The sequence below is a fragment of the Thermus islandicus DSM 21543 genome (assembly GCF_000421625.1).
GTDB lineage: Bacteria > Deinococcota > Deinococci > Deinococcales > Thermaceae > Thermus > Thermus islandicus.
In genome coordinates, this window is sequence record NZ_ATXJ01000012.1 from 1 (window position 1) to 14,211 (window position 14,211).

The following is a 14,211-nucleotide window of genomic DNA, read 5'->3' on the forward strand; positions in this document are numbered from 1 at the left end:
CGTCCATCTGCGCCGCACCCGTGATCATGTTCTTGATGTAGTCCGCGTGACCCGGGCAGTCCACGTGCGAATAGTGCCGCTTCGCCGTCTCGTACTCCACATGCGCCGTATTGATCGTAATCCCACGGGCCCGCTCCTCCGGCGCCTTGTCAATGTCCCCGTAGTCCTTCACCTCCACATTCGGGTTCTCCGCCGCCGCCACAAAGGTCAAAGCCGCCGTCAACGTCGTCTTCCCGTGGTCCACGTGCCCAATCGTCCCCACGTTCACGTGAGGCTTCGTCCGTACAAACTCGCCCTTCGCCATGGTCCCTCCTCTTCCAGGCACGGGGTGGGCCTTCCGGCGACCCACCCCTGCCAATGCCCTATTGGCCCTTGATGAGCTTCTCCTGGATCTGCCGGGGAACCTCCTGGTAGTGGTCAAAGAACATGACGAAGGAGCCCCGGCCCTGGGTCTTGGAGCGCAGGTCGGTAGCGTAGCCGAACATCTCCGCCAAGGGCACGAAGGCCCGGATCACCTGGGCGTTGCCGCGGGGTTCCATGCCCAGGATCTGGCCCCGGCGGGAGTTCAGGTCGCCGATCACGTCCCCCATGTACTCCTCGGGGGTGGTGACCTCCACCCGCATGATGGGCTCGAGGATCACCGGGTCCCCCTTCTGCACCGCCTCCTTGATGGCCATGGAGCCGGCGATCTTGAAGGCCATCTCCGAGGAGTCCACCTCGTGGTAGGAGCCGTCGTAGAGGGTGACCTTGACGTCCACCACAGGGAATCCGATGAGAGGCCCCGACTGCATGGCCTCCTCAATCCCCTTCTGGACCGCGGGGATGTACTCCTTGGGGATCACCCCGCCCACGATGGCGTTCACGAACTCAAAGCCGGAGCCTCGAGGCAGGGGCTCGGCCTTGATCTTCACATGGCCGTACTGGCCGCGCCCGCCCGTCTGGCGGATGAACTTGCCCTCCACGTCCACGGGCTTGGTGATGGTCTCGCGGTAGGCCACCTGGGGCTTGCCCACGTGGGCGTCCACCTTGAACTCCCGCTTCAGCCGGTCCACGATGATCTCCAGGTGGAGCTCGCCCATCCCGGAGATGATGGTCTGGCCGGTCTCGGGGTGGGTGGAGACGCGGAAGGTGGGGTCCTCCTCCGCCAGGCGGGCCAGGGCCTGGGAAAGCTTGTCCTGGTCCGCCTTGGTCTTGGGCTCAATGGCCACGTCAATGACCGGCTCGGGCACCTCAATGGACTCCAGGACCACCCGGGGAGCGTCCTCGCCCACCAGGGTGTCCCCGGTGATGGTCTCCTTGAGGCCCACCACCGCCCCGAGGTCCCCCGCCTTCAGCTCCTCCACCTCCTCGCGGTGGTTGGCATGCATGCGAAGAAGCCGGGCCACCCGCTCCTTCCGGCCCTTGGTGGTGTTGTAAACGTAGGAGCCCGAGGTGAGGGTGCCGGAGTAGACGCGGATGAAGGTGAGGCGGCCCACGTAGGGGTCGGCCATGATCTTGAAGGCCAAGGCCGCCAAGGGCCCGTCGGGGTCGGGATGGATCTCCACCTCCTCCCCCTCAGGGGTGGTGCCCCGGATGGGGGGAATGTCCAAGGGGGAGGGCAGGTAGTCCACCACCGCGTCCAGAAGAAGCTGGACGCCCTTGTTCTTCAGGGCGGATCCCAGGAACACGGGGGTGATCTTGATGTCAATGGTGCCCTTGCGGAGGGCGGCCACCAATTCCTCCTCGCTGGGCTCCTCGCCCTCGAGGTACTTGAGCATCACCCCCTCGTCAAAGTCGGCCGCGGCCTCCACCAGCTTCTCGTGGTACTCCCGGGCCTGGGGCAGGTACTCCTCGGGGATGGGGATCTCGCGGATGTCGGTGCCCAGGTCGTTGCCGTAGGTGTAGGCCTTCATCCTTAGGACGTCAATGATCCCCGAGAAGGTGTCCTCCCGGCCGATGGGGAGCTGCATCACCACGGGCCTCGCCCCCAGGCGCTCCTGCATGGTGCGGATCACGAGCCATAGGTCGGCCCCCGTCTTGTCCATCTTGTTGGCAAAGGCGATGCGGGGGACCTTGTACTTCTCCGCCTGGCGCCAGACGGTCTCGGACTGGGGCTCCACCCCCTGGCTGGAATCAAAGACCACGATGGCCCCGTCCAGAACCCGCATGGAGCGCTCCACCTCAATGGTGAAGTCCACGTGGCCCGGGGTATCTATGATGTTGATGCGGTGCCCCTTCCAGAAGCAGGTGGTCACGGCGGCGGTGATGGTGATGCCCCGCTCCCTCTCCTGCTCCATGAAATCCATGGTGGCCGCGCCCTCGTGGACCTCGCCGATCTTGTGAATCTTGCCGGTGTAGTAGAGGATGCGCTCGGTGGTGGTGGTCTTACCGGCGTCAATGTGGGCGGCGATGCCGATGTTCCGGAGCCTCTTTAGATCGTACTCCACCTTAACCGCCATGGCTCACCACCGGTAGTGGGCGTAGGCGCGGTTGGCCTCGGCCATGCGCTCCACGTCCTCCTTCTTCTTCACCGCCCCGCCCTTGCCCTCAGCGGCGTCCATGAGCTCGTGGGCGATGCGCACCGCCGCGCCCCGCTCGGAGCGGGCGTTGGCCGCCTGGACCAGCCAGCGGAGGGCCAGGGACTGTTGCCTACGGGGGGAGACCTCCATGGGCACCTGGTAGTTGGCCCCACCCACGCGGCGGGAACGGACCTCCATCCTGGGCTTCACGTTCTCCACCGCCTGCTTAAAGACCTTGAGGGGCTCCTGGCCCGTCTTCTCCTGGATGATGCGGCAGGCCTCGTAGAAGATGCGGGCGGCCAGGTTCTTCTTGCCCTCCCGCATGATCTTGTTGATGAAGGCCGAGACCACCACATCCCCGTAGACCAGGTCGGGCTGGATCGGGCGTACCTCTGCTCTTCTTCTCCGCATACCCCACCTACTTCTTCTTGGCCGGGGCCGCGCCCTTGGTCTCCTTGGGCTTCTTGGTCCCGTACTTGGAGCGGCTCTTCTTCCGGTCCTTCACGCCCTGGGTGTCGTAAACCCCGCGGACGATGTGGTAGCGCACGCCAGGGAGGTCCTTCACACGGCCACCCCGGACCAGGACCACGGAGTGCTCCTGAAGGTTGTGCCCCTCGCCGGGGATGTAGGCGGTGACCTCGTAACCGGAGGTGAGGCGCACCTTGGCCACCTTGCGGAGGGCGGAGTTCGGCTTCTTCGGGGTCACGGTGCGCACCACGGTGCACACCCCCCGGCGGAAGGGGGATCCCTTCAAGGCCGGAACCTTGCTCTTCTTCTGGACCTTCTCGCGGCCCCTTCGTACCAGCTGGTTGATCGTCGGCAGTGCCACCACTCCCTTCTTCTTGGACTTGCCCCCGTGTTCTCAAGATCCGCCCGGGGAAGGGAGGCCTCCCCCGTTTTCGCCCACACAGGGCAACGCCCTCAGGACCAGGGGCTGGCCCTGAAGGCCCTCAACTTGCCTAGTGTATAGGGCCAGGCGCCTTTTGGCAAGAAGGGGGGCTTGCCCGCAAGGGGTAGGTGCGGTAACACTAAGGCCATGCCCGAAGTCCATGTGGAGCGCTTCCTCCCCTTCCCGCCGGAAAAGGTCTACCCCTTGGCCAAGGACCTCGAGGGCCTGAAGCCCTTCCTCCCCGACATAAAGACCCTGCGGGTCCTCGGGCGGGAGGGGAACCGCACCCGCACGGAGTGGGTCGGGGTGGCCATGGGGAAGAAGGTGCGCTGGATAGAGGAGGAGGAGTGGGACGACGTCCACCTCCGCAACCGCTTCTGGTCTCCCGAAGGGGACTTTGACCGCTACGAAGGGACCTGGGTCTTCCTCCCGGAAAACGGGGGAACCCGGGTCGTCTTGGACCTCACCTACGAGCTCACCCTACCCCTCTTCGGTTCCCTGCTCAAGCAGCTGGTCCACAAGCTCATGGAGGAAAACGCCGCCTCCCTCCTCAAGGGCCTGGAGGATCGGGTACGGGCGGGGTAGGGCGTTGCGCAATTCGGGAGGATGCCCTAGCATGGGCTTGAGCCGCCCAGGTCTTGGCCGAGCAGGGTGGCCTCAGAGCTTTCAGGAGGTCAAAGTGGAAACGCTGCGCGTCTCTTCCAAGTCCCGCCCCAACTCCGTGGCCGGCGCCATTGCGGCGCTTCTGCGCACCAAGGGCGAGGTGGAGGTCCAGGCCATCGGGCCCCAAGCGGTGAACCAGGCGGTGAAGGCCATCGCCATCGCCCGGGGCTACATCGCTCCCGACAACCTGGACCTGGTGGTCAAGCCCGCCTTCGTCAAGCTGGAGTTGGAGAACGAGGAGCGCACCGCCCTCAAGTTCAGCATCAAAGCCCACCCCTTGGAGTCTTGAAGGCCCCATCCCCCAGGGGGCTGGCCCTGGCCCTGCTCCTCGAGGTGGAGCGGGGGGGCCGCTCCCAGCTTCTCCTGGACCGGGCCCTGGACCGGGTGGGCTGGCCGGAGCGGGAAAAAGCCTACGTCACCCACCTGGTGTACGGCGTCCTCCGCCGCCTGAGGCTCTTGGACCACCTCCTGGAACCCCACCTCGAGGCGCCCAAGAAGCTTCCCCCCGAGGTGCGCTGGATCCTCCGCCTAGGAGCTTTTGAGTGGCTTTGCGGCAAGCCGGGCCACGCCCGGGTAAGCCCCTGGGTGGAGGAGGCCAAGCGCCGTTACCCCCCGTTGGCGGGCCTGGTCAACGCCGTGCTCCGCCGCCTGGGCCCGCGGGAAGCCCCAGAGTGCGTGCGCCTCTCCCTGCCCGACTGGCTCTGCGAGGCCTGGCGGGGCTTTTTCGGGGAAGTGGGCTTCGCCGAGGGCTTCAACGAGCCCGCTCCCCTCTTCGTCACCGCCTATAGGCCCCTGGACCTGAGGCCAGGCCCCATCCCGGACAGCTACGTCTGGGAGGGCCCCAAGGCCGACTTTCCCGCCCTGGGCCTCCAGCCCCAAAACCCCGCCTCCCTCTTCGCCGCCCAGCTCCTTAAGCCCAAGCCCGGGGAAAAGGTCTTGGACCTCTGCGGGGGAGCGGGCCTTAAAGCCTTCTACTTGGCGGCCAAGGGAGCCCGGGTAGTCTCCTACGACCAAAACCGGAAGCGCCAGGAGGCGGGGGCAAGGACGGCGAGGAGGCTGGGCCTGGAGGTGGCCTACCGGACCCAGGACCTGCGGGTTCCCCTTTCCGAAAGGGCCGGGAAGGTGCTTCTGGATGCGCCCTGCACGGGCACAGGAACGCTGCGCGCCCACCCCGAGCTCCGCTACCGCCTCCGCCCGGAAGACCCTGGGGAGATGGCGGCCCTCCAGCTCGCCCTCCTGGAGACGGCGGCCCGGGCCACGGAGGAAGGGGGGGTTTTGGTCTACGCGGTCTGCTCCCTCACGGAGGCGGAGGGGGAGGGGGTGGCCCGGACCTTCCTAGAGCGGCATCCGGAGTTCCGGCCCGAACCCATCGCCTGCCCCCTGCCCACGCTCCGGGAGGGCCTGGGGACCTACGTGGCCCCCCGGGAGGGCCTGGACGGGTTTTATTACCTCCGCCTGCGGAGGGTAGACTCTAGGGCATGAAGCTGGTCTTCCTGGGCCTCGGCAAGATGGGCCGGAGCATCCTGAAGGGGGCCCTCTCCCGGGGCTTCCTTCGCCTCGAGGAGGTGGGGGTGGTGGGGCGCACCCCCGAGCGCGCCCAGGAGCTGGCCGAGGCCTTCGGCATACGGCCCGTGTCCCTGGAGGAGCTTCCCCAGGCGGAGCGGGTCCTGCTCGCCGTCCAGCCCCGGGACTTTCCCCACCTGGCCCCGGAGGTGGCCCACCCCGGGTTGGGGTACCTCTCCATCATGGCCGGGGTGTCCACGGCGGTCCTGGCGCGCAGGCTGGGCACCCGGCGGGTGGTGCGGGCCATGCCCAACCTGGCGGCGGCCATCGGGGAAAGCTCCACGGCCCTGACCGCGCCCAAGGAGGCCAGGGAGGCGGGGGACCTGGACTTCGCCCGGGCCCTCTTCGCCACCGTGGGGGACGTGTACGAGATCCCCGAGCACCTCTTTGACCCCTTCACCGCCATGTCCGCCTCCGCCCCCGCCTACCTGGCGGTGGTGGCCGAGGCCCTGGCGGACGCCGGGGTGAAGATGGGGATGCCCCGGGCCTTGGCCCTCCGCCTGGCGGCAGAGGCCCTGGCGGCCACAGGGGAGCTCCTCAAGACCCGCCACCCGGCCCAGCTCAAGGACGAGGTGGCCAGCCCAGGGGGGACCACCATCCACGGCCTGCACGCCCTCGAGGCCCGGGCCCTCCGCGCCGCCTTCTACGAGGCGGTGGAGGCGGCCACGCGGCGGGGGCACGAGCTCGGGGAGGCGGAATGAGGCGCGCCCTCCTCCTGCTCCTCGCCCCCCTGGCCCTGGCCCAGGTCCTGCCCGTGGGAGGTGGGCGCTACCTGTACTCGGACGGCACGCTGCAGGAGCTCCTCCAAAGCCCCGAAGGGTACCGCCTGCGCTACCTGCGGGAGGGCAGGCTTTACCGGGAAGACCGGATCGGGCGAGGCCCGGAAGGGCTCCTGCTCCTGGGGGTGGGCCTGCCCGAGGGCTACTTCCCCTTTGCCCCTCCCCTATTCCTCTATCCGGCCCGCCTGGACCTGGGCGCCGCCTGGGGGGGCCGCGCCCTCTTCCGGGGACAGCGGGTGGCCCTCTCCGCCCGGGTAGAGGGCCTTGCGGGGGTGCGGGTGAAGGCCGGAGCCTTCAACGCCTACCGGGTGCGGGCCGCCTACACCACGGAGAAGGGGGGGACGGACCTCAAGGAGCTCTACCTGGTGCCGGGCCTAGGGGTGGTGGCCTACCGGGCCGGGGAAAGCTGGGTGGAGCTCCTGCGCTTCACCCCCCCTTGAAGGGGTAGCGGAGGAGCTCGCCGTACATGCGCAGGCGGTGGAGGAACCCCTTGAGAAGGCCCCGCTTCTCCTCCTTCATCACCTGGCTCACCCCGAAAAGGGGCAGGTAGCGCACCCGCCAGCCCCGCCTTTGGGCGTGGCGGGTGAGAAGAAGCTCCAGGTCGTAACGGGCCCGCTCCAGCCCAGGCACGCCCTTCAGGTCCCCCGTGCGCAGGGCCCGCTGCCCTGAGAGGAAGGGGGTGAGGCGCATGGCCAGGTCCGTGGCCAGCCGCCCGCCCTGGAAAAAGCCCACGGCCATCTCCGCCTCTCCCCGGGCCACGGGGGAGAGGAGGGCCTTAAGGTGGTGGGGCGCAAGCCCCAGGAGATCCGCGTCCAGGAGGATCACGAAGGGGGTCTCCACCGCCTTCAGCCCCTCGGCCACGGCCCCGCCCTTGCCGCGGTTCGCGGGAAGGCGGACCACCCGGGCGCGGGCCCTCTCCGCCTCCTCTGCGGTGCGGTCCAGGGAGCCGTCGTCCGCCACCACCACGGGAAAGCCCGCCTCTAGGGCCACCTGGACCACCCGGGCGATGGTGGCCTCCTCGTTGTAGGCGGGGATGAGGACCGTGGCCTGCATCAGCCTCCCAAGAGCCTCCGGAGGTCCTGGAAGGTGACCAATAGGACCAGGAGGAGGAGGAAGAGAAAGCCCAGGTAGTGGACCGCGGCCTCCTGCTCAGGGCGGATGCGGAAGAACCGGGAAAGGACCAAAAGGAGGATCCGCCCCCCGTCCAGGGCGGGGATGGGCAGGAGGTTGAAGAGGGCCAGGGAAAGGTTGACGGCCACGGCGAGCTCCAGGAAGCGGAAGACCCCCTCCTGGGCCGCCCGGCCGGTCTCCGCCACCAGGCCTACGGGACCCACCACCCCGCTGTCCGGCTTCCCCGAGAGCACCCCCAAAAGCCCGCCCACCAAGGCCCGCACCATCTCGGGGCCGAAGGCCAGGATGCGGTGCGCCGCGAGCAGGGCCCCCGAGGGGAAGTCCACCCGGCGGAAGCGCACCTCGGGCTGGTACACCACCCCGAGCTTCCCCATGCCCTCCTGCCAGGTGAGGCGAAGGGACACCTCCCTCCCCTCCCGGAGCACGGTGAAGGCGTGAGGACCCGGCACCTTGAGGCGCTCCAGTTCCTGGGGGCGGCGGAGGGGCCTTCCGTCCACCGCCACCAGGAGGTCCCCCGGCCTCAGCCCGGCACGCTCCGCCACGCTTCCCGGCAGAACCTCCAGGACCACGGCCCGACCGGTGGCCTCGGGCACCCCCTGGGCGCTGAAGAGGTAGGCGAGCAGGCCCCAGGCCAGGAGGACGTTCATGACCACCCCCATGAGGAGGACGAGGAGCTTGCCCCAAAAGGGCAGGGCGTCGTACCCCCGGCCCCGCTCCTCGGGGAGGAGGCCCTCGATGTCCGCATACCCCCCCAGGGGGATGGCGGAAAGGCGCCACTCCGTGCCCCAGGCCTGCCTGCGCCATAGGACGGGGCCGAAGCCCAGGCTGAAGGCCTTGACCCTCACCCCTTGGGCCTTGGCGGCCAGGTAGTGGCCCAGCTCATGGACGAAGACACTCACGCCAATGAGGACCAGAAACCAAATCAGGCTCATGCCCACCTCTTGGCCTCCTCCCGGGCCCAGGCGTCCACGGCGAAGAGGTTCTCCCATGTTAGGGGCAGGTCCGGGGTGTTTTCCAGGACCTTGGCCAGCACCTCAGGGATGCGGGTGAAGGGGATCCTCCCCGCCAGAAAAGCCTCCACCGCTACCTCGTCCGCAGCGGAAACCGCCACCTGGGCCACCCCTCCCCGCCTTCCCGCGGCATAGGCCACGGCCAGGGCGGGGAAACGCTCCAGGTCGGGCTCCAAAAATTCCAGAACCCCGGGAACGGGAAGGTCCTTTAGGGGAGTTTCCGCCCGCTCAGGGTAGGCCAGGGCATACTGGAGGAAGAGGCGCATGTCCGCAGGCCCGAGCTGGGCCTTCAGGCTTCCGTCCACAAACCGCACCAGGCCGTGGACATAGGCCTGGGGGTGGATAAGGACGCGGATCCTTTCCAGGGAAAAGCGGAAGAGCTCCTTGGCCTCGAGGGCCTCCAGCCCCTTATTGAAGAGGGTGGCGGAGTCCACGGTGACCTTGGGGCCCATGCGCCAGCGGGGGTGGTTCAGGGCCATCTCCGGGGTAACCTGGGAGAGGTCCGAGGGACCCCGGAGAAAGGGCCCCCCGCTGGCGGTGAGGATGAGCTCGGCCACGTCCTCCCTCCGCTCCCCCTGGAGGGCCTGGAAGAGGGCGGAGTGCTCGGAGTCCACGGGGAGGATCTCGGCCCCGCTGGCGCGGGCCTCCTCCCAAAGCAGGGGCCCCGCCGCCACCATGGCCTCCTTGTTGGCCAGGGCCACCCGCTTCCCCGTGGCCACGGCCGCCCGGGTGGGGGGGAGCCCGGCGAGCCCCGGGATGGCGGCCACGGCCACCTCCGCCTCGAGGGCAGCCACCTCCTCGGGGGTGGAGAGTTCAACCCCGGGAAAGCGCGCCTTAAGCTCCCCGTGAAGGCCCTCGTCCGCCGCCACCCGCAAGGGCCGCCACTCGGCGATCTGCTGGCCAAGGACCTCTAGGTTCTTCCCAGCGGCCAGGCCCACCACCCGGTAGCCCCGCCAGCGGCAGACCTCCAGGGCCTGCCGGCCGATGGAGCCCGTGGAACCCAGGATCACCACCCTTTTCATGTGAAAAGCACCACCAAAAAGTAGGTCAGGGGGAAGGTGAAGAGGAGGCTGTCTATGCGGTCCAAAAGCCCCCCGTGCCCGGGCAGGAACTGCCCGGAGTCCTTCACCCCACAGTAGCGCTTCAGCATGGACTCCGCCAGGTCCCCAAGCTGGGCCGCCAGGGAGAGGAGGAGGCTGAAGAGCCAAAGCTCCAAAAGGCCAAAGGGGAAGACCTCCCGCACCGCCCCCGTGTAGACCACCAGGGCAAGAAAGCTGAAGAGGATGCCCCCCAAGGAGCCCTCCAGGGTCTTTCCCGGGCTGATCTCGGGGGCAAGCTTCCTCCGGCCGAAGAAGCGGCCGGCGAAGTAGGCCCCGATATCGGTAGCGAAGCTCGCCACGATGGGGAGGGAGAGGGTCCAAAGCCCCAGGGCGGTGTTGGGCACCTCCCTAAGGAGGAGGACGTACCCCAGGCTCCAGGGCAGGTAGAGGAAGGCAAGGAGGGTGAAGGCAAAGCGGGCAAGGTCGGCCCCCTTCAGAAGCTCATAGCTGAAGCTCCCCATCAGGAAAAGCCCCAAGGCCACCTCCCGCCAGGGCACCTGGGGAAAGTGCCAGTAGAGCTGGGGAAGGGAAAGGAAAAAGAGAAGGCTCCCCCCGCCCACGAGCAAGGGCAGGTTCAGGGCCACCCCTCGGCGGGCCAGCATGTCCCGAAGCTCCAGCCCGCCGATCCAGAGGACCAGCAGGAGGGTGGGGAGGATCAGGGGAAGGCCGCCCCACAGGACGAGGAGGAGGAGGGCTGCCCCCACCAAGGAGGAGGCCACCCTCAGGGGAAGGTCGTCCCTCACCTCCCCTCCCCGGGCGCTACAGGGCTGGGCATCCTAACCGAGGATCTCCTGCTCCTTCTTCCCCGCCAGCTCGTCCACCTTGGCGATGAACTCGTCGGTGATCTTCTGGATCTCGGCCTCGGCCCGCTTGGTGTCGTCCTCGGAGAGGTGGAGCTCCTTGGAGAGCTTTTTCAGCTTCTCCAGGGCCTCCCGGCGGAGGTTGCGAATGGCGATGCGGCCCTCCTCCGCGTAGTGACGGGCCGCTTTCACAAGCTCTTTGCGCCTTTCCTCCGTGAGGGGCGGGATGGCGATGTAGAGGGCGTCCCCCTTGTTGGCGGGGTTCAGGCCCAGGTCAGAATCGCGGATGGCCTTCTCAATGGCCTTGAGCGCGTTCTGGTCCCAGGACTGCACCACCAGGGTGCGGGGGTCGGGAGCGCTTACCGTGGCGATCTGGGAGAGGGGAACCTGGGTGCCGTAGTACTCCACCTTGAGGTGGAGGAGAAGCCCGGGGTTGGCCCGCCCCGTGCGCAGGCCCGACAGGTTATGCTCCAGCACCTCGAGGCTCTTCTGCATGTGGCTTCGGGTTTCCGCATACAGCTCCTTCAGGGTCATGGTGCCTCCTTTCCCTAGTGGATCAGGGTGCCCACCTTTTCCCCCTGGATGATACCCACCAGGGCACCGGGCTTAAAGATGTCAAAAACCACGATGGGGAGCCCCGCCTCCATGCACAGGGTGATGGCGGTGGTGTCCATGACCTGGAGGCCCCGGTTCAGCACCTCCAGGTAGGAAAGCTCGTCAAAGCGCACGGCCTCGGGGTTCCGTCGGGGGTCATCGGAGTACACCCCATCCACCCGGTTCTTGGCCATGAGGACCACCTCCGCCCCCACCTCCAGGGCGCGGAGGGCGGCGGCGGTGTCGGTGGAGAAGAAGGGGTTCCCCGTTCCTCCCCCGAAGAGGACGATGCGCCCCTTTTCCAGGTGGCGGAGGGCCCGCCTCCTGATGTAGGGCTCGGCCACCTGGGTGATGGTGAGGGCGGTCTGGACGCGGGTGGGGATGGAGAGGGCCTCGAGGGCGTCCTGCAGGGCCAGGGCGTTCATGATGGTGGCCAGCATGCCGATGTAGTCCGCGGTAGCCCGGTCCATACCCACCCCCTGGCGGGGGCCCCGCCACAGGTTGCCCCCACCGATCACGATGGCGAGCTGTACCCCCGTTTCGTAGGCGGCCTTGATCTCCTTGGCCAGGGCCCGGGTGGCCTCGGGCTCTATGCCGAAGCCGTTGCTGGTGAGAAACTCTCCGGAAAGCTTGAGGAGGACGCGCCGGTACTTCATGGCTCTAGCAAAAACCGGGGCCCGCTTGGATCGGGGCCCCGGCGGGTTCCATGGCCTACGCTCCCACTTCCAGGCGGCAGAAGCGCCGCACCACGATATTCTCCCCGGTCTTGGCGATGGCCTGCTGGAGGAGCTCCTTCACCCTCACCTTGTCGTCCCTGACGAAGGGCTGCTCCAGGAGCACCACCTCCTCCAGGTACTTCTTGAGCCGTCCCTCAGCGATCCGCTCGGCGATCTCCCTGGGCTTGCCCTCGTTGAGGGCGGCCTGGATGTAGATCTGCCGCTCCCTTTCCAGCTCCTCCGCGGGGATCTCCTCGGCGGAGACGTAGCGGGGGTTCATCATGGCGATGTGCATGGCGAGGTCCTTGGCCAGGCTCTGGAAGAGCTCGTTCCGGGCCACGAAGTCCGTCTCGCAGTTGAGCTCCAGGAGAACCCCCACCCGCTGGTTGTGGTGGACGTAATAGCCGATGATGCCCTCCCGGGCCTCCCGCTCCGCCTTCTTGGCGGCCTTCATGGCTCCCCGCTCCCTTAGGAGCTGCACCGCCTTTTCCTCGTCCCAACCCGCGTCCTCGAGGGCCTTCTTCACATCCATCATCCCGGCCCCCGTGGCCTCCCGCAGTTTCTTGATGAGCTCGGTCTGGCTCATGCTTCCACCTCGTCCTCTCCGCCCTCCTCGTGGGCTACCCGCTCCGCCTCCTCCACCAGGGCGTAGGAGGGGGAGGGCCCCGCCACCCCGCCCCGGGCCTCAATGATGAGGTCCACCGCCCGGGAGAGGATGAGCTGGATGGAGCGGATGGCGTCGTCGTTTCCGGGGATGATGTAGTCCACCAGGTCGGGGTCGGAGTCCGTGTCCGCCAGGGCGACCACGGGGATGAAGAGCTTCCTCGCCTCCCGCACGGGGATGGCCTCCTTGGTGGGGTCCACCACGAAGAGGGCGTCGGGCAGGCGCTTAAGCCGACGGAACCCCGAGAGGTATTTCTTCAGGCGCTCCAGCTCATGCTTCAACCGCACCTGTTCCTTCTTGGGGCGGTGCTGGATATCCTCGGAGGCAAAGAGGTTTTCCAGCTCCTCGAGGCGGTTCACCCGCTGGGCGATGGTCTTGAAGTTGGTGAGCATCCCCCCCAGCCAGCGCTGGTTCACGTAGGGCATCCCTGCGCGCTCGGCCTCCATGTACACGATGTCCTGGGCCTGCTTCTTGGTGCCCACGAAGAGCACCGTGCCCCCGCGCATGGCCAGGTCCTCGAGGAAGCGGAAGGTGCGCTCCAGCTCCACCATGGTCTTCTGCAGGTCAATGATGTGGATGCCGTTGCGCTCTGCATAGATGTAGCGGGAGAACTTAGGGTTCCACCGCTTACGCTCGTGGCCGAAGTGCACGCCAGCTTCCAGCAGTTCCTTCACGCTGATGTTGAGCGGCATATTCCTCCCATTCGGGGAAGGTTGGGCTTAGCGTTCCAGGTGGGCCGGCCTTTGTCCCCAGGGACCTTCCCCTGCCCAGGGGCTGGTCCAGCACACCCTTCCGATTATAGGACCCCCGGGGCCTTTGCGTAACCCCCCGGGGTGGGCTATACTCCCTAAGGCGCGGGGCGGTAGCTCAGAGGGAGAGCACCCGCCTTGCAAGCGGGAGGACCGGGGTTCAAATCCCCGCCGCTCCACCAGCTCCCTAAGAGGAAGGCCCCGGAGTCCGGGGCCTTCCTCACATGAAGCGCTTGCGCCGTTTGTAGGCCTTGACCTCCTTGAAGCTCTTCCGCCCACCCCCCTTGGCCACCCCAAGGTAGAACTCCTGTACGTCCGGGTTTCCCAGGAGGTACTCCCGGTCCCCCTCCAGGACGATCCGCCCGGTTTCCATGATGTAGCCGTAATGGGCGATGGAAAGGGCCATGCGGGCGTTTTGCTCCACCAGGAGAACGGTGACCCCCTCCTCGGCGTTCACCCGGGCCACGATCCCGAAGATCTCCCGTACGAGGAGGGGAGCAAGGCCCAAGGAGGGCTCGTCCAGGAGGAGGAGCCTAGGCTGGGCCAAAAGGGCTCGGCCGATGGCCAGCATCTGCTGCTCCCCCCCGGAGAGATAGCCAGCGAGGCGGTTTCTCAGGTCGGCCAAGCGGGGGAAGTAGTGGTAGATACGCTCCAGCTCCCCCTTGAGGTTCTGGCCGCCTCGAGTCAGGGTCCCCACCTTGAGGTTTTCCTCCACCGTGAGGTGTTTGAAGACCCTCCGGCCCTCCAGCACCTGCACGATGCCCTGCTTGACGATCTCCTCGGGGGGGCGGCCTTGGATGGGCCTGCCTCGGTAGAGGATCTCCCCCCGCACCACCTCCCCGTCCTCGGGGATGAGAAGCCCGGAGATGGCCCTAAGGGTGGTGGTCTTCCCCGCCCCGTTGGGGCCGAGGAGGGCGGTGATGCGCCCCTCGGGAACCTTGAGGGAGACGCCCCTCAGGACCTGGATGATGTCGTGGTAGACCACTTCTATGTTGTTGACCAGGAGGAGGATGGGCCCGAGGTCCTCGGGGCGGGTGGGGTTAAGGGTGTCCATG

General features: G+C 67.5%; 18 protein-coding genes and 1 tRNA gene. 6 read left to right on the plus strand and 13 right to left on the minus strand.

Annotated features, from left to right (window positions below; all coding sequences use genetic code 11):
- The 4 genes from H531_RS13020 to rpsL all read right to left on the minus strand — a co-directional run.
- On the minus strand, positions 1-304 hold a 304-nt coding region (locus H531_RS13020; RefSeq protein ID WP_033399313.1), incomplete at its 3' end, for a GTP-binding protein.
- A gap of 58 nt (positions 305-362) precedes the next feature.
- Positions 363-2,438, minus strand: a complete 2,076-nt coding sequence (gene fusA / locus H531_RS0109735) for an elongation factor G (RefSeq protein WP_022799160.1) — start codon at positions 2,436-2,438, stop codon at positions 363-365.
- 3 nt (positions 2,439-2,441) lie between these two features.
- On the minus strand, positions 2,442-2,909 hold the full coding sequence (rpsG, locus tag H531_RS0109740; RefSeq protein WP_022799161.1) for a 30S ribosomal protein S7: 468 nt from the start codon (positions 2,907-2,909) through the stop codon (positions 2,442-2,444).
- A 7-nt stretch (positions 2,910-2,916) separates the two neighbouring features.
- On the minus strand, positions 2,917-3,330 hold the full coding sequence (rpsL, locus tag H531_RS0109745) for a 30S ribosomal protein S12 (protein ID WP_022799162.1): 414 nt from the start codon (positions 3,328-3,330) through the stop codon (positions 2,917-2,919).
- 204 nt (positions 3,331-3,534) lie between these two features.
- On the opposite strand from rpsL, the gene H531_RS0109750 reads away from it, so the two are divergent.
- The 5 genes from H531_RS0109750 (at position 3,535) to H531_RS0109770 (ending at position 6,832) form a co-directional block, all read left to right on the plus strand.
- Positions 3,535-3,972: a type II toxin-antitoxin system RatA family toxin gene (locus tag H531_RS0109750; RefSeq protein ID WP_022799163.1), complete on the plus strand. Its 438-nt coding sequence runs from the start codon at positions 3,535-3,537 to the stop codon at positions 3,970-3,972.
- Positions 3,973-4,066: 94 nt separating this feature from the next.
- Positions 4,067-4,339, plus strand: coding sequence for a stage V sporulation protein S (locus tag H531_RS0109755; RefSeq protein ID WP_003044778.1), 273 nt, complete (start codon positions 4,067-4,069; stop codon positions 4,337-4,339).
- Positions 4,336-5,532, plus strand: coding sequence for an RsmB/NOP family class I SAM-dependent RNA methyltransferase (locus H531_RS0109760; protein WP_022799164.1), 1,197 nt, complete (start codon positions 4,336-4,338; stop codon positions 5,530-5,532). The genes H531_RS0109755 and H531_RS0109760 overlap by 4 nt, the downstream gene beginning before the upstream one ends.
- Positions 5,529-6,314 (plus strand): pyrroline-5-carboxylate reductase, encoded by a 786-nt coding sequence (gene proC, locus H531_RS0109765; protein WP_022799165.1) that lies wholly within the window; start codon positions 5,529-5,531, stop codon positions 6,312-6,314. Before H531_RS0109760 ends, proC begins: the two co-directional genes overlap by 4 nt.
- On the plus strand, positions 6,311-6,832 hold the full coding sequence (locus tag H531_RS0109770; protein ID WP_022799166.1) for a hypothetical protein: 522 nt from the start codon (positions 6,311-6,313) through the stop codon (positions 6,830-6,832). Before proC ends, H531_RS0109770 begins: the two co-directional genes overlap by 4 nt.
- Here H531_RS0109770 and H531_RS0109775 read toward each other — a convergent pair.
- The 8 genes from H531_RS0109775 to rpsB are packed head-to-tail and all read right to left on the minus strand — an operon-like array spanning position 6,819 to position 13,099.
- Complete coding sequence (locus H531_RS0109775) at positions 6,819-7,445, minus strand: glycosyltransferase family 2 protein (RefSeq protein WP_022799167.1); 627 nt, start codon at positions 7,443-7,445, stop codon at positions 6,819-6,821. The two genes, H531_RS0109770 and H531_RS0109775, sit on opposite strands and share 14 nt — an antisense overlap.
- Positions 7,445-8,455: a M50 family metallopeptidase gene (locus H531_RS0109780; RefSeq protein WP_022799168.1), complete on the minus strand. Its 1,011-nt coding sequence runs from the start codon at positions 8,453-8,455 to the stop codon at positions 7,445-7,447. The genes H531_RS0109775 and H531_RS0109780 overlap by 1 nt, the downstream gene beginning before the upstream one ends.
- Positions 8,452-9,555: a 1-deoxy-D-xylulose-5-phosphate reductoisomerase gene (gene dxr / locus H531_RS0109785; protein WP_022799169.1), complete on the minus strand. Its 1,104-nt coding sequence runs from the start codon at positions 9,553-9,555 to the stop codon at positions 8,452-8,454. Before dxr ends, H531_RS0109780 begins: the two co-directional genes overlap by 4 nt.
- Positions 9,552-10,376 carry a phosphatidate cytidylyltransferase gene (locus H531_RS0109790; RefSeq protein ID WP_022799170.1) on the minus strand — a complete coding sequence of 275 codons (825 nt, stop codon included), beginning with the start codon at positions 10,374-10,376 and terminating at the stop codon, positions 9,552-9,554. Before H531_RS0109790 ends, dxr begins: the two co-directional genes overlap by 4 nt.
- Before the next feature lie 33 nt (positions 10,377-10,409).
- Positions 10,410-10,967 carry a ribosome recycling factor gene (frr, locus tag H531_RS0109795; protein ID WP_022799171.1) on the minus strand — a complete coding sequence of 186 codons (558 nt, stop codon included), beginning with the start codon at positions 10,965-10,967 and terminating at the stop codon, positions 10,410-10,412.
- Positions 10,968-10,981: 14 nt separating this feature from the next.
- Complete coding sequence (pyrH, locus tag H531_RS0109800; RefSeq protein ID WP_022799172.1) at positions 10,982-11,683, minus strand: UMP kinase; 702 nt, start codon at positions 11,681-11,683, stop codon at positions 10,982-10,984.
- Positions 11,684-11,738: 55 nt separating this feature from the next.
- A complete protein-coding gene (tsf, locus tag H531_RS0109805; RefSeq protein ID WP_022799173.1) occupies positions 11,739-12,329 on the minus strand; it encodes a translation elongation factor Ts in 591 nt (196 codons plus the stop codon).
- Positions 12,326-13,099 carry a 30S ribosomal protein S2 gene (gene rpsB, locus H531_RS0109810; RefSeq protein ID WP_022799174.1) on the minus strand — a complete coding sequence of 258 codons (774 nt, stop codon included), beginning with the start codon at positions 13,097-13,099 and terminating at the stop codon, positions 12,326-12,328. The genes tsf and rpsB overlap by 4 nt, the downstream gene beginning before the upstream one ends.
- A 164-nt stretch (positions 13,100-13,263) precedes the next feature.
- Here rpsB and H531_RS0109815 point away from each other — a divergent pair.
- Positions 13,264-13,338 (plus strand) — tRNA-Ala (locus H531_RS0109815).
- A 38-nt stretch (positions 13,339-13,376) separates the two neighbouring features.
- Here H531_RS0109815 and H531_RS0109820 read toward each other — a convergent pair.
- Complete coding sequence (locus tag H531_RS0109820; protein WP_022799175.1) at positions 13,377-14,210, minus strand: ABC transporter ATP-binding protein; 834 nt, start codon at positions 14,208-14,210, stop codon at positions 13,377-13,379.
- Between the last annotated feature and the right edge of the window lies 1 nt (position 14,211).